This is a genomic window from Legionella cardiaca, assembly GCF_029026145.1.
In the GTDB taxonomy this organism is placed as follows: domain Bacteria; phylum Pseudomonadota; class Gammaproteobacteria; order Legionellales; family Legionellaceae; genus Tatlockia; species Tatlockia cardiaca.
Genome location: NZ_CP119078.1, coordinates 956013 through 975919 on the forward strand (window position 1 = coordinate 956013; position 19907 = coordinate 975919).

Below are 19907 nucleotides of genomic sequence, written 5' to 3' on the forward strand. Positions count from 1 at the left end.
ATGGTTCAATATTAGTGACAAAAGAAAAGGGGTACATCCAGGAGGGATTGACTATTGGTGGGACACTTGGAGTTTATAGCCATTGTAGGAACCAGTGTAGCTATCCTTTGTCTTGGGTTAATCATTTGCAGAACCAGGTACTGGTAGTATTTCAGGGAGAACTTCCGTTGTGGGCGCTTGAGAGTTGATTGTTCTTTCATGATATAGATATTCAATGGATTTTGTTCTAATATTGACAAGCATGAATATAAATTGGCATAATTGTTCATAATAATTTCAAGTCCGGCTAGGGTTTATCATGTATCTACATCTCTTTAACAATCAAATAGAACAATTAATATCTGAATTGCAACAAACACAAAACTCTGGAGTCACTTATCTTAGTTTGTGCGGCAATAATCTTGGGGAAAAGACAGAGGCAGAGCTGATAGTTCTATTTAGGGTGCTCAAAAATTATGGAGTTACCCACCTTGATTTGGAATCAAACGCGCTGGGTCAAAAGACAGGAGAAGAGCTGGTAGCTATATTTAGTGTCCTCAAAGGCTCGGGAGTTACCTGTCTTGATTTGGGCAGAAATAATCTTGGGGAAAAAACAGAGTCAGAGCTGATATCTCTATTTAGTGTGCTCAAGAATTCTGGTGTTACTCATCTTAGTTTGAGGAAGAATAATCTTTGTCAAAAGACAGGAGAAGAATTGGTAGCCATATTGAGCGTCCTTAAGGATTCTGGAATCACTCATCTTGATTTGAGCGAGTGTGAGCTGGGTCAAAAGACAGGAGAAGAGCTGGTAGCCATATTTAGTGTCCTCAAAGGCTCGGGAGTTACCTGTCTTGATTTGGGCAGAAATAATCTTGGGAAAAAGACCGCAGAGGAGCTGATAGCCATATTGAGTGTCCTTAAGAACTCTGGAATCACCCATCTAGATTTGAGCAGAAATAATCTTGGAGAAAAGACCGGAGAGGAGCTGGCAGCGATATTGAGCGTCCTTATGGACTCTGGAATCACCCATCTTAATTTGCAGGGTACTAATCTTGGAGACAGGACCGGAGAGGAGCTGGTAGCCATATTGAGTGTCCTCAAAAATTCAGGAGTTACTCATCTTTGTTTGGGTCTAAATGAACTTGAGAAAAGAACCGGAGAAGAACTGGTAGCCATATTAAGTGCCCTCAAAAACTCAGGAGTTATCCACCTTGAGCTGAAATCAAATAACTTGGGGCAAAAGACTGTAGAAGAGCTAGTAGCGATATTGAGCGTCCTTAAGGATTCTGGAATCAGTCATCTTGATTTGTGCGAGTGTCGGTTGGGTCAAAAGACTGGAGAAGAGCTGGTAGCGATATTAAGCGTTCTCAAAGATTCGGGAATCACCCATCTTGATTTGAGCAGAAATAATCTTGGAGAAAAGACCGCAAAGGAGCTGGTAGCGATATTGAGCGCTCTCAAAGATTCAGGAATCACCCATCTTAATTTGAACGGAAATTATCTTGGGCAAAGGCCCGCAGAAGAACTGGTAGCGATATTGAGCGCCCTCAAGGATTCGGGAATCACCCATCTTAATTTGGAGTTTAATAATCTTGGAGAAAAGACCGCAGAGGAGCTGGTAGCGATATTGAGCGTCCTTAAAGATTCAGGAGTCATCCATTTTGATTTGAGCCAGAATTGTCTTGAAGATATACCAGCAGAAGATTTAATGCTTATTTTCCAGGCTATACCTCAAAATATTGAAACGGTGTCTTTAATGACTCGCGAAGTAAAGAGGATGAGCCCAGAACAACGTCAAGCCATTCAAACCCGCCTCCCTGGAGCAGAGCAAATGATTTTAATTGATGAAGATAATACACAATTAAATCCCCATTTAAGTAGAGCGGATGCAAATGCTTATATACGCCTTGGATTTCAGGCATCCCCCTCATCTTTATTTAATACAGCCTCCTTCTTTATCGCGAAGAATAACGATAAGTTCGGCCTCAAAGTTGAAACCACCCTTACCGAAGCTGCAAAGGAAGGTATTAATAAATTTAGAAATTAAATAGATAACTTTTTAAAGACAAGCTTTAGGTTACTAAATAAAGGCAATTTTAAAAAACCTATTAAATTTCTAAGTTTAAAAATTGCATTATACAACATCAGGTTAATTTAAAGGAAAAGTTGTTTTTCCTGTTTCTTTCGTGTCAGTAGTGACTAAGGAAGACGGTAATAAATCCGTGGAGGAATGGCTATTGGCGGGACACCTGGAGCTATAGCTACTATAGACTACGGGATGGGTTCTGTGGCTGGCACGCAATAGGAGGGAATCATTATATAGGGCTTCGGTCCAAATCGCTCCCAAAGGACGGCAACTGCCATGAGTTTTTTATCGGCTCGTGTGATGTAGTAGGTTGTTTGACTTTTTTTTCATCTTTTAATGATGTTGTCATTCAAAAAACACCAATGCAGCGACGGTATTTTAAGCTTTGACGAAAAGCAGGTTTTTCGGCAACGGTTTCTGCAGGCATATTGATTAAAAGTGTGTTTTCTTTTCTTTCACATACCAGGACACAATACCCAGCGCATTTCCAGTTGGGGCGACGTTAAAACTATTGAGTAGTGGCTCAATCTGGTGGATACCAAATTGCTCTTTAATTTTTTCGTAATCCGTGTCAATGGTAAAGCAACCGCACATAATTAAACCTTTTGTTAAATTTTGTTCTACTCTTAAAAGGTACCTTATTGTTATAGGACAAAATCATGAAAAAGTCTGCAAAAGATCCCTCTAAAACTAACGTTAAGGAAAATCTTAAAAAAGAGGATTTAAAAAATATTTCTGGTGGCAGAAGACGGCCCTCCGATGATACCTGGCGCTCGGGAGAACACCCTTTATTCCCAGGAGTAGGTAGAAAAAGATAAATAAGTTAAATATCAGGGTGCAAATTCATTTGAAATAGGGTGGCCTTATGCTCTCAAAGTAAAGACTTCGTTTTCAAGAGGTAACCATGAAAAAATCTTCTCCAACGTTTGCAAAAAAACAAACTAAAGAAAAAGTTAAAAAAGGTGATTTAAAAAATGTTTCTGGAGGTGCTCGTCTAAAAGATATATTAAATCCACCAGCGCCCCAGGAGGGCCCGCCTGACTTTGATGAGATTGAGCGATTAATTAGGCAGGGAGTCAAAGGTTAATCAGTCATAAACTTGCGTGAATTTTCGAGTGGTGTAAAAAAGGTGCTTAAGCAATTTATAACACTTTTTTTACCCTTTCACGATGACCTGCGTTGTCAGCTGCCATCCTTGTCATCTAATCGCAATAATGTCAGGCAGGCTGTTATCGACAAAACATCCCTTAGACCATTGAGCCATCATTGGCAGTGCCAGTATTGCTTTTGTCCATCACGATTAATTAAATGGCTTTATTCTTTAAAGACTTCCTATCCAAACACCTCAAAAATATTCTTTTCGCTGAATTGCAGAGATTATTAGTAATAATTGCAACGCAATACCAAGGCTGAGCTAGTTCTATAAGAATTTATTTTAAGTCATCCTGCTTCTGAAAAGAAACAGGGATTCTTATAGGTTTATAAGGAATTAGTAGTTCCATCTAAATCAGCAGGGTTGGAGTTTGAGTCTAATGGTTGCATACCCACGTTAAGAAAAAAACTTTGAGGGTTTGTTGATGCTGCATAAGGATTTAATTGAGATTGTTCGGAAAGCACAGGAGATTGTTGTTGTGACGGCGAAGATTGTATTGTAGATATTTCCTTATTACTTAGTGGGTCCAAACGCTCAACATAGCTTTCTAAAAACATATCTTTTCGCAAACAGTTTAAAACATACCTCTTGTCTTTTAAAAAAACCTCATACAGTATCTGGCCATTTTCAGAAGATATACTATTTGAGTTCCACTGTATATCAGCGTGATTTGTTTTTTGAGCCAGCAGCTCTTTAATAACGGGATGTATACTCCGGGTATAAGCTTTAAATTGACCATTTTCAAAAGATGCTTCTATAAGAGAGCGATAAAAGGACTTTATAGTTGCCACCAAAGGAGAGACAACTGTTTTTTCAGCAAAATTCCGAAATTTGGTAACATCTATGATAGTAATCTGATTATATGTATACAATAGGCCATTTTCTTCTTTAAATAGGGTGGGATCAATCTCAAGCATTTCTATAAAATTAAGAGGAAATGAGACTTGCTTTTGTAAACCTATACTATCTTTAAATATAACGTTCATTTGAGTCCATTCGATACAGGTCAATAAAGCCTTATCGGTTGTGCTTATTCTAGTACCATCATATTTTATTACGTGCATGTTAATCCCTAAATTCGGCAGTTGACTTAGCCAAGGCAATGCTGGGAATATAACAGTTTCTACAGGTTTCTCAGTAGGCTTTGATAAATAACTATTTAAAAATAAATGATTTTCCAGCAAACTTTCGATATCAAGTCCTTCAGGAAAAACAATCTCATACAAGGATTTATTGAGTGTGCCTCGAAACATCTCTACCTGCCCTCTACTAAAAGAGGGTAACAGTCGCCCAAGCTTCTGTACCAGGGTATCTTTAACGCTTTCATTAGGGGTGGTGAATTTTCCTGCTACTCGAAAATCATGTGAATTTCGCAGTTTCAGTGAGGTATACAATTTATACATCACTGAAACTGTTTCACTAAAAGCAATTTGAGTTTCACACACTTTTCGAAACGCATTGGCATTAGTAAGCGTAAACCCAACATCTATTCCCTTTTTAAAAATCTTAATACCGTTTTTATCTTTAAATATTTTCTCAAAATAAGAATTAAACTGAGTTCCAACATTAAAATGAAACCCACCTTTTTTAGGTGGACCAGATTCGGTTTGTTTACTCAGTTCCGTTTCTTCAACAAAATTGATGGCCGTTAGTAACGCTTTATCTAAATTACTTAATTGACCATTTGTTGTGTCATAATCAACTTTATAAATGAATTCCTCTAGTTGAGAAGGCGACTTCATTATAAAACGTTTAGCTTTCACTGGTTTAGCTATTTGAGGTAAAGGCGCAAAGATTGGTGATGGTATTACTGGTCGCGTTTCTTCCTCTAGCTTGTCATGGTTTTGATGAGATTCTGGGCTGGTAGGAACACCTATGGATGTTACAAAATTTTGCATTTGAATTGTTTGCACTGAAAAAGGCTCGTCTTCTAGTTGATCCAGGAGATTAACTAAATTGGCATCCTCTGCAGAAATATCGTGTGTCATTAGGAGAGTGCTTTCTGAATATTCTCCCCGTGGTTGAACACCGGACTCTCCTTCAGCAGCCCATTCTGATGACAGATTTCCTTCAATTTTTTGCGCTTCATTTTCGGCTATCTCGTTTATTTCTGTTGATGGAGTCTTGTCATTTAATTCATTTCTTGTTCCGTTCTCAGAAGAGACTTCAGTTAAAGTCCGGATTATTTCTTCATACAAACGGGGTATATAGATTGAAGGTTTCGAAGAGTTGATCTCTGCACCTGGCTCATTCGTCGGCATTGTTGAGGTAGCGGCGATTCTTAAACCCAAGCCATCAATACCCAACCCGATATCATCTTCTCTAACATTACTTTCCCACAGTTGATTGAGTTGAGCCAATAGATCTTCCTCTTTATTTTTTTGATCTTGCTCTGGAATTTGTGTTAACTCTGGTTCACTTTGTACATCAAGTTGATTGTTTTCTTGATGCTCCAAAGCCTCGGCTGAAATCGTAGGTATTTCTTTTGCGAGTGTGTCGATTGAGAATTTTAAAGAATCTGATTCAAACATACTAGCAGGCACGACGTCCATCGTGTCAACCTGGTTTTCGGGTTGATTAACTAGCTCTTTCTCAATGGGGTTCTCTGATTGAATAACCTTACTTTCTTGACCCTCTACTAAAATTTTTGTGGCCTCTGTGTCAGTTTTATTATACTCAACAACTTCATCCAATGGTGGGTCATTTTCTGGATTCAAACCATCAATATCCACCTCTTCATCCATGTATTCCAATGACTTTTGAAGATTAGGTGACGTAGCTCGTTGCTCTTCTGAGTTGCCTTTAACTTTCTTAGCTTTAATTTCCTCTAAATCATTCGAAGCCTTAGGGGTACTTTCACAATCTAATTCACTTTTCTTCTTTTCGTCAGAAGATGAGCTAAGCGTTTCGTCTTCTCGGTCTCGAATTTCAACGTCAGATTTTTTTCTTTTTTGAGCACTTTCAGGCATGGCATTTAGCCTCTGCCTTTCTTTCAGCGCTTTTTCTAATTCCTGTTGTCTATTTTCAAAAAATAGTTCAAGTCGGTCTATTCGTTGTTTTCCATCCTCAATGGGAGCTAATAATTTTTTAAATCTGTTTTTTAGCTCAATTATTTCCTCTAAAGATAGAGTTTGAAATTTTGGGGTTTCAGATAGTTTTTGCAAGGTTTCCTTTCTAAAAATGAGATCCTCAGTATCAGTAACTACGCCCTCAAACACATCCAAATCAATCATATTTTTCAAAAGCAATTCAGCTATCTCAAAATCAGCATGTTGCAAGCTGTAATCAACATTGACACCGGCAAATATGGGCATATGACTGTGCTCAGGATACATCCAGGCAAAATGATCGCCCCCATCTGGAAACGTTTTTATCTCAAAATAATCGATGAGGTATTCAATTTTGCTTTCTTGAACAGCCAGAAAAAATAGCGTACGCTCAAAATCGCCACAATCTTTAATTTTTAAAGATTTTTTTATTGCAATAATTTTTTCATAGTCATGCACGAAGGCTGCACCTAGCGCAGGAATCCCTGTGTGGCGAGTGACACGCTTAACATCAGCACCATTTTTCACTAAAAAATTAATATAGGCTTCATTGCCTAGATAACAGGCAATCATTAATGGGGTAACCATGGGTTGATTGGAAGGATGCGAGAACTCATTTTCATCGTTAAGCAAAAAACAGATACTATTGACCTGTTTCAGGTTAAGGTCTGTCGGCTTAATCTCCTCTCCCTGCATCATTAAAAAAACAATTTCTGGAGCCCAAAACTTAGCATCTTCACTGAGCCCGAACAATTTTAAAAATCCTTTTTCGAAATTAATTGGCTTTTGATAATAAGTCTTATCCTTATAGAACGCGCTATCCTTTTTTAATACTTCTCCGTCAATTTCCCAATCATTGGGATGTAGAAATTTAATCTTTACTTCCTGATGCCTTTCAGAAAAATAGTTAAAGGTATAATCATAGAAAACTTCTGAATAGGGTTGAATTGTTTGCAAAGCTTTAAATTTCACTACGGTTTTATTTTTGTCTTTTCGTATATCAAGGATAGGTTCGAGTGTAGGAGCACTCGAATGATTGATATAACGCCCAATGCCCCCTTCGTTGGTCGCGTCGATAAAGATGCTATTTTCTGCACTGACAAGATAACAATAGGTACCCTCTTTAAGATTGGGATTTATGTGTACTTTTCCAAAATAAAGTGCAACGGTCTCTCCCTTTTCAATACGTCTTGTGGTAATTGCACCATAGTTATTTGAACCCAATGCAGGAGTCAAAACCACCGCTAGTTTATTTAAAGAATCTTCTTCAATCTTTCGATGTGGAGGATGACTTGGTTGTGTATACGAATAAGTTAGCCCCCGTTCTCTTTCTAATTTTTCTAGTCTCTGAGGTGTTGCTATTAAAACTTCTTCTTGTTCCGATTTTTCTTCGGACATTGTTACTTCAAATTCATTGGGCTTGATAGTACTCTTTTCAGCTACAGTTTGAGAGTTTTTTTTCTTTTCTTTAGAAGATCTTCTATTTTCTTTTGAAGATTCTTTCTTTTGCTTAGGAGGTTTCAGGTCTATCTTTGAGGACTCTTTCTCTTCTTTAGAAAGCTTTTTCTTTTTTTTCGGACTTTCCTTTTCTACTTCCACTATTTCTACAACGTCTTCTATTTCTTCCTCGGTTATATCTTTATCTAAATTAAATCCTTTAGTATTTTCTATCCAGGTAAATATTCCATTCAATTCTTTATAAAAAGTATCACTACGGCTCTCTATTTTGAGTAACTCAAATTGCTTAAAGAGCTTTTTGCAATTTAAAAAGGCTTCCGAATCAAGTTCACATAAATAGTCACGTACTAAATAATTCAGGCGCACCTTATCCAAATAACTTTTTATAAAAATATGAAAATTTTCAGCCTGATTAGTTCTTAAAAAAGCCAGTAACAGAGCATCGGGAACAAATCTCAATGTATTAAATTCATCAGTTCTTAATAACCAATAAATAAGGCGCTCTGCATTGTCATTGAGATGCTCCAGTAAAACATCCAAAACAAAGCAGACTCTTTTACCATATTGAATAGGATAAAGTACCTCTCTAATGACTGATTTACTTTCAAAACTCTTAAGGTCGCTTAGCTCTTTCGCCAAGTAGGCATCAACGTCGTCTTTATTTCCGGATTTGCAGATTTTTTTTAAAGCAGTGAATCGTTTACATTTAAATTCTGTTTCTTCTCTTGAGGATAATAGGTTTGACCAAAATTGTTTTATGAGGTGTGTACTTTCACCCTCAATTACAATGGGTTCAATACCTTCTTTCAAATCAAAAATTCTAAAATAGGCTATTAAAATTTTCGTTTTATTAACACTTAGTAAATATTTTGAGCTCATAAATTGGCTAACAATCCATGCCAAAGTTTTCCTATCTTTTGCTTTCAGATACTTAAATATATTGGACAATGAAAAAGTATAGGTTTTTTCGTTATTTTCAATTGTATAGACACCATAAGGATTTTTAAGATGGTCATGCGTTTTTGACCAATCACAATGTCTTTTTCCCCTGGGTTTACTCGATGAATTGTTATACCAATTAAAAAAAACTTCCTGAAAAATACTCCGAATCTCTTCTACAATAAGTGTTTCATCTAATTCTTCATCGGACCATTCAGTCTGAAAAGCTTTCTGAATAATTGTTTCATCTAATTTTTCATCAAACAATTCATTTTGTGTTGGAATAACAAGTCTTTTTGATTTATTTGTGCGATTGTAATTTAAAAGCACGCTTAACTCTTCAATTGACCAATGACCTTTAGTCAAATAAATTTTAGAAAAGATATTCTGTTCGTTTTCAGTATAGTTATGAACAATACTAATTTTTTGGTCAATCAGACCAGGAGGCAAATCCCAATAAGAGCTTGCGCGCAATAAAACATATTTTTTCCAAACGGGAGAGAGTGAATCGATGTTCTTTAATTCAGTTGTATCAAAGGCAATCTTTTTGGCTTTCATCCATGTAAAAACATTTGATAAAATTCCATCAAATCCATTCCATGCAAATTGAATCATATCAAGGATAGCGTCAGGGTGTCTTGCTGTATATGATTTCCTAAAAGCCTTATAAACTTTTTCTTGTTCTTCGACGGGAAGGGGAGGAGGCTCAGTGCTCTTTGCCACCTCTACAGGCATCAATACCATTTCTTTCGGTTTTACTACCCATTTCTTTGGTTTCTTCTCTATATTTTTAATGGGGAAACAATTTTTATTGACACAAAAATCATATATCTTTTTGTGTTTTTGAAGCGTTTCCATGAATTGTTTTTTATCGTCATCGCTTAAATTTTTAACGATGTGATTTTGTAAAATTTTATTAGCTTTAATCGCCTTTTCTAACGTATTTTCCGGTACCAAACAGTTATCTTCCAAGGCATTCAGAAGAACATCCAGTACTTCCCATTTTCCATTTAAAATACAATAATCCAAGTCTGCAAATGGACTCAGTTTTGGATTTCTTTCAATTAAATATTGCGTGAAGTTAACTTCTCGAACATAAGGTAAATTTTTGATGCAATTTAGAACCGCTTTTAAAATAGCAATATCTGCAAGACGAATAGCAGCATCTAAAAGATTAAGATGATTTTTATCATCTATAAAAAGAGTGCATAGCTCAATTAAAGTGATTGCCTGTCTTTTTAGCGCTTCAAATCGTTGGATATCGCTATCACTGTCTTGCAATTGGAACAAAACACGTAATAATGCAAGGGCCGGTGTAACCTGTGAGAGTATACTTGGTATATGCGGATCACATTTTGATGCTAATAATTTATCAATACTACGAGGATCGGCTTTGGCCACAGCAATTTGTAAAGGAGTCAGTAAAGGTTGATTTTTAAAATTACACAATTCCTCTTCAGATTCAGTCACCAACAAACAAGGTATTTCTGCTTGAGTGAGCCACTCTTTAGGTTTTTTTACAACCTCATTCTGTAAAATTGCTTTCGCTAAAGAGGTTATTTTCCAATAACGCCCTTTAGGTAAATAATAAAGATCACAAACACTCTCTGGTAGCATGTAACAATCTTGTTCATACCATTCTTTATTTCTCTCATAAAGTGCATCAACATTATCAACGTGATATTTTGTTAAATAAAATGGTTCTTTTTCCCACCTATAACTTGGACCATAGTGATAAAGAAGTGGCGTCCCGGGGGGGATGTCTTCAATTGCTTTAAATACCACTTCACCATTTTTTTGCAGCGGAACCACATTAGGATGGCCTTGATTCAAAAAACCAGCAAAATTTCTTGATAATTCGGCATCAATTATCTCAATAAACTCGCCCTCATCATCCAGGACCTCCATGACATAGGGTCGTTCAACTACCCCCTTGTGTGCGAGTTCTTCAAGTGAAATAGAATTCCCTTGATATTTACCAAGTTCTTCATCTTTGGCAATGAATCCAGTGGATACGGCGCCTAATCCTCCTACAGGAGATTTAGTCAGGCCAATTAACTCCGTTGCTTTTTCTTCCTTATCATAAATATAAGTGACTTTACCTCCCAAAAAGGTTTGCACCTTCTCTTTATCATTTAACGGAATTACCTCATTTTTTTCTGGTGTAATGCGAAGTTTAATTGCTTTCTTCGTTAGGGTGATGCTTAAAGGGAAAAATACCTTCTTTGTGGGTTTTCGTTTCTTTTTAGGTTCTTCATAAGGCGGCTCAACAGGTGGCTCATCAATCGGATCATCCGATAAACTTTCAGACTCTGAGGATAGATCTAAACTCTCATTCTCACTGACATTATCTTCTTCAAATATACGTCCCATTTTTATGCAAGCCATTCTAGAATGTTAAATTCGGGGCTAAATTGTATTATTTTTAATCTCTTAAGTAAATCAATAGATCACATTGTTTTAATAAAGAACCATGATTTGATTTTCTAATCAATTAATTGGCTTAAATTAAACAGGGATTGAGACAGTGATAAGTGTGGTATTCAGGCTTTCTCGTCATGTAATTTATGCGAAAGCTCCGACCACCGCGATCCTTAATAGGAGCGTTTGATTTACCTAAGGACCTTTAGGGAATTTGTTACGAGAGAACCATTAAAATTTACTGAGAGTACCTTTTCGTCTAATAATTACCCCCCTTATCGTTTTTCTTAATCGTTAGATATCAATGATAAAATTAACTGCAGTTTTTGAATCTGAAGTATAAAAGATATCGATTTTGACATGTCATTTTGTTTCAATTTACTTTATATTCTGTGATGTGAATTGGCTTTAGATTGGTAATTGGTTGAACCAGCAGGCTTCCTTAGGTCAATATATTTTAAATAATATCAGTACCCAGATTGCTAACTAAGATAACTAGGTTGAACAGATTTTTGTGAGTTTTTTGTATATTTTCTTCTTTAAATCAATCTCTATTTTTGTTAGTTAACAGTTTTTTATGAAAAGAGGGTATTTTGATTAATGCATATTTTGCTGCCTCATCCAGTACTTGTATGCGGTTGCCATTAAATTTTTTTGTTTCAGTATAAATAACTACATTTTCCGAACACTTAAATCCCCAACCAAAACAAACTGTTCCTTGGGGAATGCCATCCATAGATTCGGGTCCCGCAATCCCTGTGGTAGCTACTACGATATTTGCAGCACTATTTTGCAAAGCACCTTGAACCATTTCTTCAGCTACGGCTTCACTTGTAAGTGTAAATTTGTCAATAGTTTCTTGTTTTACTTTCAGCAATCTTTTCTTTGCATCGACCGAATACACCACATACCCTGCATCAAGGGCTTCCCCGCTACCAGCAATTTTAGCCAGTAAGTGGATAATTCTTCCGGCAGTACAAGATTCTGCGGTGGTTAAAGTTAATTCATGCTCTTTAAGATAAGACAAAATTCTTTTTATATCCTTCATGCTATTTAATCCTTAACCCATATTTAATCAAAGAAATAAAAAAAAAGTAAAAAAAGTGCAGCGGCTGACATAAGTAAAAAAGTAAGGAAGCCCCAAACGTTTGCCCATTTTTTATTGACAAATTTTCCCATAATTTTTTTACTGTTAGCGATATGTAAAATAATTAGAATCAATAGGGGGGCACTTATGCCGTATAAAATTGCAGTATATAAGAGCGCTTGTATAGGATTTATTCCTATTAAATTTATTCCTAACCCTATTAGAAGTGAAATAACGATAATGCTATAAAAATGCTTGGCTTTATAAAACGGATTATCCAAGCCTTCAGTCCAATTAAACGAGCTTGTTAGAATATAAGAAACAGAGCCTGACAACACTGGGATAGCAAGAGAGCCTGTGCCGATGACGCCTAATGCAAATAACAAATAAGATAATTTACCCACAAGCGGTTCCAAAGCACTTGCTGCCTGCTCAATCGTTTCAACCTGGTGAATTCCCTTAGGAAAAAGAATTGTTCCTGTTGTTAAAATAATAAAATACATTACCAGGTTAGAACTAAACATGCCAAAGACCACGTCTTTGCGCATAGTCTTGATCTCTTCTTTGTTGACTACTAAGTGTTTATTTTTAGCTTCCATTGTCGCTTGCCAAAAGAAAAGATAAGGCGAAATAGTCGTTCCTAAGATCGCAACTAATATATGCAAATATTCTTTATTAAATTGCACCGTGGGAATGAAGGTATGCTGTAAAACTTGCAACCAATCTGGTCTTTTAATAAAGGGAATAATTAAATAAAGTAATAAAGATAAACATAAATATTTGAGTGCGGCTACTATTTTGTCATAGGGCAAAAAAATAATAGCTATCATTAATATGGCTGTAAAAATAATTGAAAATAGGTAAGCAGGGATTGCTGGTAGGACAAGATTTGCTACAGCTCCCATACCGGCTATATCTGCTCCGATATTTAAAATAATCGCTGGTACACTCAATAACAATAATAAAATGAGAATGGGTGTGGGATAGTGTTTTTTTATATTGGCTGTTAAGCCAATGGAGGTGACCGTACCAATTCTTGCACACATTTCCTGAATTGAAATCATCAAGGGGAAAGTAATTAAAGCTGTCCATAAGGTCGCTAATCCAAACTGGGCTCCAGCTTGTGAGTAGGTTGCTATCCCTGACGGATCATCGTCACTGGCTCCTGTGATAATTCCTGGGCCTAATTTTTTGAAAAAATTAAGGAATTTTTGTTGTTTATTTTTTGTTTTCATATTTCGATAGTACTAGAATTGATTTTATTTTTCTTTCTTTATAGTTATTTTTTTAGGTAATTTTTGTAACCAGTAAAGGAGCAGTCCATCTTCATCTAAAGAAAAAATGCGACTTTGATTTCTGTTAGCCCACTGAGATAATTTACCTTGTTGCCACCAATTCAATATTTCCGGGTGTACATAGTTTTTTTGACAAATTTTAGGTGTATGTCCTAATAACTCGCTCACTTCGAGGAGAACCTCGTTTAATCGTTGTATAGTAGGTTTTTCTTTCAGGGCAAAATTTATTAAGCGAGAAAACGTTTCGCGACAAGCAAACCAGGTTCTAAAATCTTTTGCTGTAAATGGTTGTTTAGTTAATTTTTGCAAATAGCCATTAATTTCCTGTGATGTCACAATATTCAGATTGTTATTGGTGTCACGATATTTAAATACTTCATAGCCGGGAATTTCTTCACATTTTTTTAGTACCTTAATAATTTTTTTATCCTTCAAGTCAATGTGCCAAATTTTGGAGTTTTTACCTTCAAATTCCAGCGAGATTTTATTCTTATCGATAGATAAATGTTTTTTGCGAAGCGTAGTTAAGCCATACGATTTATTTTCCTTAGCATAAATAAGGTTTCCAATTCTTATGCAGGATTTATCGAGTAGAAAAATAATTGCACAAATTATTTGTTCTTTGGAAAGATTTGCAGGTTTACTTAAATGTTCATTAACATGTTCACGAATTTTTGGAATTGCCTTTCCAAAAGCTACCATCATATGAAATTTTTGTTGTTGGCGAATTTTCTGCCAAAGAGGATGATAGCGATATTGCTTTCTGTTTTTATCATCACGCGCAGTGACTTGTATATGACCATTGGAAAAAGGACAAATCCAGACATCATGGTAAGCGGGAGGGATTGCTAATTTTTGTATTCGTTGTAGCTCGTTAGCATCGGTAATAAGTTTCCCTGTCGGATAGTAATAATTAAACCCCTTTTTTGTTTTCTTGCGTGAAATACCGGGTAGTGTATCGTTCACATAGCGTAACGATGCATCTTTTGCTATTTTTTCACATTCTTCAGTTGAATATAGGGAGATATCCATAAAGCATCCCATAATTAAAGTTTATTAATCAATTGTCCGCCGGCTCTATCATGTACAACATTAAAATTGCAACGAGTATGGGAATATTTTTAACAATAGGTCCGAATGGATCTAACCAAAAATAGGGAAGTTTCACAGAAATAATCAGGGTGTAAATAAATATAATAATTATTTGAATAATATAGATAATTTTAGCTTTATAGTTAACGAGCAATGCTATGCCTATGACTGCATCCAGTAGCGATGCGCTGTACAGAAAAAAAGGATGCCAAAAAGTGGGTATGCCTACATCTTTTAATAATAAATAGGAAGATGCGGGGGGGTAGAGTATTGCACTTGTAAATGCAGTAAATAACCACATGAAGGCAAGGCTGAGCCTAAGTAGAGGACGCATAAAAAATAATCGGGCATACCAATAATCTTGTATTTTTCCAGGTTGATTGTTTATTCCTTCCTGAAAGCCTTTAATTTTAAAACCAACTTTTTCTTGGAATAGACGTGTCTCCTTTTCGGTGGCCGTGTTACCTTGCTTTAGCATGGTAATTGCTGCTGTTTGCACTGTGGAGTAAGCAAAAAAATTACCGAGCCAGGCAACGAGTCGGATAAAAAAAGAAGGAATATAAATAAACAGAGTTTTCTTAAGCCCTAACCATTGCCGCAGAATTCCAATCATATTTTTTAAAGTAATTTTTTCGGGTGAGACGGCAGCTAAAGTTATATTATCTTTGCAATCTGTGTCCACAAAGCGTTTGATTGCCTGCGTCAGATCCTCAATAGAAATAGGCTGGAATTGTTGTTTACCATGCCCGGGAAGAGGGATGAGTGGTAGGGCGGCAAGCCCCCTGATTAAAGCCATCCCGCCGCGAGCATTAGCACCATAAATAAAAGATGGCTTTATTATTACATGCGCAATTTTCAACAATGCTAATTGTTTTTCTGCGGCGATTTTACTTCTGGCATAGTCCGTATCATAGCGCTCGATGCCTAAAGCAGAAAGATGAATAATTTTTTTTACATGACATTGTTCTGCCGCAGCAAATAATGCTTTTGGGGTTTCATAGTGTAATTTCCATAGGATGTCTTTTTTATAATGATAAAAAATACCAACGCAATTAATTAGAATATCAATGCCTTGAAGCCGAGGAATCCAGGTTTGAATGTCTGTATCCTTTTCAAAATTACAATAAATAATATTGGCTTTGGGGAAGCGATTTTTTAGAGTATTAATATCGCGAGCGCCGCAGCTGATGTCATAGTTTGCCTGAGTAAGTAAGGTGGCAATTGCAGAACCGACAAAGCCTGTAGCACCCAAAATTAGAATTCTCATTATAAGGACTCGTTGTTTTTAATCGTCTTATAACCAATAAAACCACCTAGACAACTCGCCAGCGCACCTAAGAAAAATAAAATAAATGTTAGCATGGCGTTTAAGGTTAGTACTTTCTTCGTTGTTTCAATGTTAATACTTAGTGGCGAATTTTTTGTAATATCAGCTACAGTTTCTGTTAACATAGGAGCATTATTAGTAATTTTGATAGCAACTAAATTAGCTGTAAAGTTAGAATGAAAAGCTAAAAATTGAATAAAATTGGTTAATAGCACCACAGTTAAAATAAGAAGTAAGGACCAAGCCAAAAATCCATAAAGTATGCCCCACATTTTTTTGAGAGGTTGTGGCGGCGTTAACTTTCCAGCAACCCACCCTGTAAAAAACATCGAGATAATTGACGAAATACAAAAGCAAAAATATCCTGCCAAAGAAAAGGTTGTTTTTCCTTGTATATCAATAGAAAAACTTGATATTCCTAATGCTAAGGACAATAAATTGAAAAGAAAATTTAACCCTATTCCAATAATTGCAGCTGAAACGACTGCAGTCCATGAAAGATATTTGCACTCTTTAGTTTGATTGTTCATTTTAAATGGCATAATGATTATAGACAAACCAGAGAAGAAGGACAAAACCTAAAATGGCAAGAGAGCCATGTCCTATCGCTAAAAATTTAGGAATCTTTTTTCCGATAATATCCCAGAAAAACATTAAAAAGCCTCCTGCAGCTGCAAGAATAAAAATAATTAGACTGGCTAAGGGCGATTGATAAAGAAAAGAATAAATTATTAGTAGAATAATTCCACAGGCAGCAATAGAGCCATGAATAATAGCCACGCCTTTTGGGGTATTTTTTTCAGTTAGAATATAACTTAATAAATAAAGTCCCAAAATGGCTGCTAGCGCAAAAAAAAGCAGGGCTCCTAGTAACATTTTAAACTCTCCCTATTAGGTAATTTTCTTTTTTTCCAAATTTTTTGTTGCCGGTCCTTCAAGAACTTCACCGGTAGGTGCGAAGCGGCTACCATGACATGGGCAGTCCCAGGTTTGTTCGGCGTTATTCCAATTAACAATACATTTCATATGTGTACATACTGCTGATACGAGATGCAATTGATTTGAACTGTCACGTGAAATCGCACATTTTTCACGGTTAATTTCAACAATTCGCCCTTCGCCAACCTGCAAATTTTCAAAATTATTAGTAGCACTTAAAGGTAAGTCTTTTGCATATTGAGCTAAAACATTAAGATTTTCTTTCGCTACAAAACCTAGTGAAGAACCAAGAGAAGAGCGGTTGGCATTATAAATTTCAGCGAAAGTATTTGATTTCTGCAAAATCATGTCTGAGACAAGTATTCCTGCTAACGTACCATAAACTAATCCATCGGCGAAATAACCTGTGGCCATGTAAATATTTTTTGTGGTGTGATTAGCGAGGCCGATATAAGGTATTTTATCGGCAGAATGATAATGTTGAGCTGACCAATTAACGACGATTTCGGATATTGAAAAATATTCTCGTAAAAAATTTTCCAATTCAGAGAAATGTTGTTGCATATTATTGCCTTGGCCTGTTTTATGATGCCTTCCAGCTATCATCAGCGTATCAGGCTGTGCCTTACTGATTGCATGAGTACATAACACATAAGGGGGGTTATCAAATTTCCAAAAATGACCTTCAGGATAATCATTTTCTTTTAAATGTACCGCTACAACATAGCTTCGATAGGGTGCTGTAAACATTTGTGTGGTATTGATCCCAAAGGGAGTATGAGTGGCCATAAAAACATGTTTGGCTGTAATGTGTCCATCATTTGTAAGAACATGGCAAACATTATTTTCGGTGATGGCAGTTACTCTGGTATCTTCATAAATAAGACAGCCTCGTTTCATTAATTCAGTAGCCATCGAAATAACATATTGAAGAGGGTTAAAGCGTGCTTGATTGTTCATAACAGCGGCTTTTTTAAATTTAAAATCAAAGGGCAAGCTAAATATTTCTTCAATATCGATATTCATTTGCTTCAATGTTTCAATCTCTTGATGGAGTAATGTTTCATTTTCTAAACTATAGGCATACCAGGGACGACGTTTAAATTGGCAGTTAATGTTGTAACTATTAACGTTTGTTTCGATATAATCAATGGCAAGTTGCCGTGACAGGGCGATATCCTTGGCTTTTTCAATCCCAAAATTAGAAGCGAGCGTTTGATAAAGAGGTTGGATTTCAAGATAAAGATTACCTGTAGACATGCTGGTGGTAACACCACCAACTTTACTTGCTTCTACAATAGCAACTTTTTTCCCTGCTTTAAGCAGATTGATAGCTGCGGTAATACCAGTAATACCTCCGCCTATTATGGCAACATCAACTTCGATATTCTCTTTAAGAGATGGGTAACTGGTAGCCGAAGAACTAATTTTTTGCCATATAGAGTGTCCTTCCATGGGCTAATTTCCTTTTAGACAACACAAAAAGCTATTCTAAGAACAGGTTATAAACCTCCCCTTGTGAGTAACATAATAATTAAAATGATTAAAATTAGTCCTACTATTCCACTAGGATAATATCCCCATCCGCTACTGTAGGGCCAAGTAGGTAAGACTGCCAATAAAATGATAATTAACAATATTAGTCCAAGTAAGCTCATGATAAATCCTTTTAAAAAGAGTAAAAATATCGAGTCTTTTTTATTCATTTTTTATGAGGCTCTACTTCTAAGTATGGCATAAATTCAAAGAATTCGTTTTATGAGGACAGTGTGTAAATGGCAGGCCGCTATACTTAAAATATGATTTGTTAAAAATAAATGCATGTTTTTAAGATATATTGAATAGATTTTTTTTGTAAAACAAGGAGGTTATATGCAAGCCCTTGTATTTCGCGGTATTGGAAATATCCGCCTGGAAGAGGTAGATAAACCTCAAATTCAACAAGATTATGATGCAATTGTGAAAGTAGTTACCAGCGCAATTTGTGGCACGGATTTGCACTTTATCAGAGGAACGATGGGACCTATGAACCCTAATACAATATTGGGTCACGAGGCAGTAGGCATTGTGGAAAAGGTTGGTCGGGGCGTAAAAAATTTTAAAGCCGGCGATCGAGTCATTGTACCTTCTACTGTTGCATGTGGTTACTGCGAAATGTGTCATCAAGGATTTTACTCCCAATGCAATAAAGCAAACCCTAATGGACCCGATGCGGGCACTGCTTTTTTTGGCGGACCTAGTTCAACAGGGCCACTCCAGGGTTGTCAGGCTGAATACGTGCGTGTTCCTTTTGCTAATCATAATTTAGTGACCATCCCTGAAAATGTTTCAGATTCTCAAGCGATTTTATTATCTGATATTTTTCCCACAGCCTATTTTTCTGCGGATATAGCTCAGGTAAAGACAGGTAATGTGATAGTTGTTCTTGGCTGCGGTCCCGTAGGGCAATTTGTCATTGCCAGCTGTAAATTATTGGGTGTAACAAGAATTATTGCAATTGATACTGTTCCTTCACGACTGGAAATGGCTCGAAAACAAGGTGCCGAGTGCATTGATTTTAACAAAGAAAGTCCCTTAACAGTCATCAAAGATTTAACAAATGGTGCTTTAGCAGATGTCGTCATTGATGCCGTAGGAATAGATGCTTATGCGCCCCATAAGGGGCCTGGCGAAGAAGAAGCCTCTAGAAGAAAAAATGAATTTCAAGAAGAAGTTGTTAAACTTGTGCCAGCTATTAAAAACGATGGACAAAATTGGATTCCAGGAAACGCACCAAGTTATTCATTACGAGAAGGTGTCGAATTAGCGAAGAAATGCGGAACAATTTCTATTATAGGTGTTTATCCACCTACATTTATGATTTACCCCATAGGAAAAGCAATGAATAAAAATTTAAAGATAGTTATGGGTAATTGTCCACATCGTGCTTATATTCCAAAGCTTTTAACAATGGTGCAGGCAGGTTTAATTGATCCCTGTGAAATTTTAACCCAACAAGAACCTTTACAAAATATTGTTGAAGCATATAAAAATTTTGACCTTCGTACGGAAGGTTGGGTTAAAGTCGCTTTGCAAACATGAAAG

14 protein-coding genes are annotated in these 19907 nt (G+C 36.3%); 4 read left to right on the forward strand and 10 right to left on the reverse strand.

The genetic code is table 11. The features are described from left to right. The first annotated feature begins 298 nt into the window (after positions 1-298). On the forward strand, positions 299-2026 hold the full coding sequence (locus PXX05_RS04170) for a leucine-rich repeat domain-containing protein (RefSeq protein ID WP_275089803.1): 1728 nt from the start codon (positions 299-301) through the stop codon (positions 2024-2026). Positions 2027-2497: 471 nt separating this feature from the next. On the opposite strand, the gene PXX05_RS04175 is transcribed toward PXX05_RS04170, so the two are convergent. Continuing rightward, entirely contained in the window at positions 2498-2659 is a 162-nt protein-coding gene (locus tag PXX05_RS04175; RefSeq protein ID WP_275089804.1) for a hypothetical protein, read from the reverse strand. A gap of 65 nt (positions 2660-2724) precedes the next feature. On the opposite strand from PXX05_RS04175, the gene PXX05_RS04180 reads away from it, so the two are divergent. Then, complete coding sequence (locus tag PXX05_RS04180) at positions 2725-2883, forward strand: hypothetical protein (protein WP_275089805.1); 159 nt, start codon at positions 2725-2727, stop codon at positions 2881-2883. An 86-nt stretch (positions 2884-2969) separates the two neighbouring features. Further along, complete coding sequence (locus PXX05_RS04185; protein ID WP_275089806.1) at positions 2970-3152, forward strand: hypothetical protein; 183 nt, start codon at positions 2970-2972, stop codon at positions 3150-3152. A gap of 392 nt (positions 3153-3544) precedes the next feature. Here the strand turns inward: PXX05_RS04185 and PXX05_RS04190 are convergent, their stop codons facing one another. From PXX05_RS04190 to PXX05_RS04230, 9 genes are all read right to left on the reverse strand, one after another. Further along, positions 3545-11050, reverse strand: coding sequence for an SET domain-containing protein-lysine N-methyltransferase (locus tag PXX05_RS04190; protein WP_275089807.1), 7506 nt, complete (start codon positions 11048-11050; stop codon positions 3545-3547). A gap of 577 nt (positions 11051-11627) precedes the next feature. Beyond that, a complete protein-coding gene (locus PXX05_RS04195) occupies positions 11628-12131 on the reverse strand; it encodes a CinA family protein (protein WP_275089808.1) in 504 nt (167 codons plus the stop codon). A gap of 23 nt (positions 12132-12154) precedes the next feature. Then, positions 12155-13405 (reverse strand): NRAMP family divalent metal transporter, encoded by a 1251-nt coding sequence (locus PXX05_RS04200; RefSeq protein WP_275089809.1) that lies wholly within the window; start codon positions 13403-13405, stop codon positions 12155-12157. Between the two features lie 24 nt (positions 13406-13429). After that, on the reverse strand, positions 13430-14497 hold the full coding sequence (locus tag PXX05_RS04205) for a DNA topoisomerase IB (RefSeq protein WP_275089810.1): 1068 nt from the start codon (positions 14495-14497) through the stop codon (positions 13430-13432). Positions 14498-14525: 28 nt separating this feature from the next. Next, positions 14526-15824: an SDR family oxidoreductase gene (locus PXX05_RS04210; protein WP_275089811.1), complete on the reverse strand. Its 1299-nt coding sequence runs from the start codon at positions 15822-15824 to the stop codon at positions 14526-14528. Further along, complete coding sequence (locus tag PXX05_RS04215; protein ID WP_275089812.1) at positions 15824-16414, reverse strand: hypothetical protein; 591 nt, start codon at positions 16412-16414, stop codon at positions 15824-15826. The genes PXX05_RS04210 and PXX05_RS04215 overlap by 1 nt, the downstream gene beginning before the upstream one ends. A 1-nt stretch (position 16415) precedes the next feature. Continuing rightward, a complete protein-coding gene (locus tag PXX05_RS04220; RefSeq protein WP_275089813.1) occupies positions 16416-16760 on the reverse strand; it encodes a hypothetical protein in 345 nt (114 codons plus the stop codon). A 15-nt stretch (positions 16761-16775) separates the two neighbouring features. Beyond that, positions 16776-18278, reverse strand: coding sequence for an FAD-dependent oxidoreductase (locus PXX05_RS04225; protein WP_275089814.1), 1503 nt, complete (start codon positions 18276-18278; stop codon positions 16776-16778). A 47-nt stretch (positions 18279-18325) separates the two neighbouring features. After that, entirely contained in the window at positions 18326-18529 is a 204-nt protein-coding gene (locus tag PXX05_RS04230; protein WP_338034427.1) for a DUF3309 family protein, read from the reverse strand. 166 nt (positions 18530-18695) lie between these two features. Between PXX05_RS04230 and PXX05_RS04235 the strand changes: the two genes are divergently transcribed. After that, the gene (locus tag PXX05_RS04235; RefSeq protein WP_275089816.1) at positions 18696-19904 is read left to right on the forward strand and encodes an alcohol dehydrogenase catalytic domain-containing protein; all 1209 of its coding nucleotides are present in this window, start codon (positions 18696-18698) and stop codon (positions 19902-19904) included. The last annotated feature ends 3 nt before the right edge of the window (positions 19905-19907 follow it).

Excerpts from the sequence above, each read along its gene's own strand:
- PXX05_RS04230 (WP_338034427.1), bottom strand. The coding sequence starts at position 18,529 with ATGAATAAAAAAGACTCGATATTTTTACTCTTTTTAAAAGGATTTATC.
- PXX05_RS04215 (WP_275089812.1), bottom strand. The coding sequence starts at position 16,414 with ATGAACAATCAAACTAAAGAGTGCAAATATCTTTCATGGACTGCAGTC.
- PXX05_RS04225 (WP_275089814.1), bottom strand. The coding sequence starts at position 18,278 with ATGGAAGGACACTCTATATGGCAAAAAATTAGTTCTTCGGCTACCAGT.
- PXX05_RS04190 (WP_275089807.1), bottom strand. The coding sequence starts at position 11,050 with ATGGCTTGCATAAAAATGGGACGTATATTTGAAGAAGATAATGTCAGT.
- PXX05_RS04175 (WP_275089804.1), bottom strand. The coding sequence starts at position 2,659 with ATGTGCGGTTGCTTTACCATTGACACGGATTACGAAAAAATTAAAGAG.
- PXX05_RS04195 (WP_275089808.1), bottom strand. The coding sequence starts at position 12,131 with ATGAAGGATATAAAAAGAATTTTGTCTTATCTTAAAGAGCATGAATTA.
- PXX05_RS04210 (WP_275089811.1), bottom strand. The coding sequence starts at position 15,824 with ATGAGAATTCTAATTTTGGGTGCTACAGGCTTTGTCGGTTCTGCAATT.
- PXX05_RS04180 (WP_275089805.1), top strand. The coding sequence starts at position 2,725 with ATGAAAAAGTCTGCAAAAGATCCCTCTAAAACTAACGTTAAGGAAAAT.
- PXX05_RS04235 (WP_275089816.1), top strand. The coding sequence starts at position 18,696 with ATGCAAGCCCTTGTATTTCGCGGTATTGGAAATATCCGCCTGGAAGAG.
- PXX05_RS04170 (WP_275089803.1), top strand. The coding sequence starts at position 299 with ATGTATCTACATCTCTTTAACAATCAAATAGAACAATTAATATCTGAA.
- PXX05_RS04200 (WP_275089809.1), bottom strand. The coding sequence starts at position 13,405 with ATGAAAACAAAAAATAAACAACAAAAATTCCTTAATTTTTTCAAAAAA.
- PXX05_RS04205 (WP_275089810.1), bottom strand. The coding sequence starts at position 14,497 with ATGGATATCTCCCTATATTCAACTGAAGAATGTGAAAAAATAGCAAAA.
- PXX05_RS04220 (WP_275089813.1), bottom strand. The coding sequence starts at position 16,760 with ATGTTACTAGGAGCCCTGCTTTTTTTTGCGCTAGCAGCCATTTTGGGA.
- PXX05_RS04185 (WP_275089806.1), top strand. The coding sequence starts at position 2,970 with ATGAAAAAATCTTCTCCAACGTTTGCAAAAAAACAAACTAAAGAAAAA.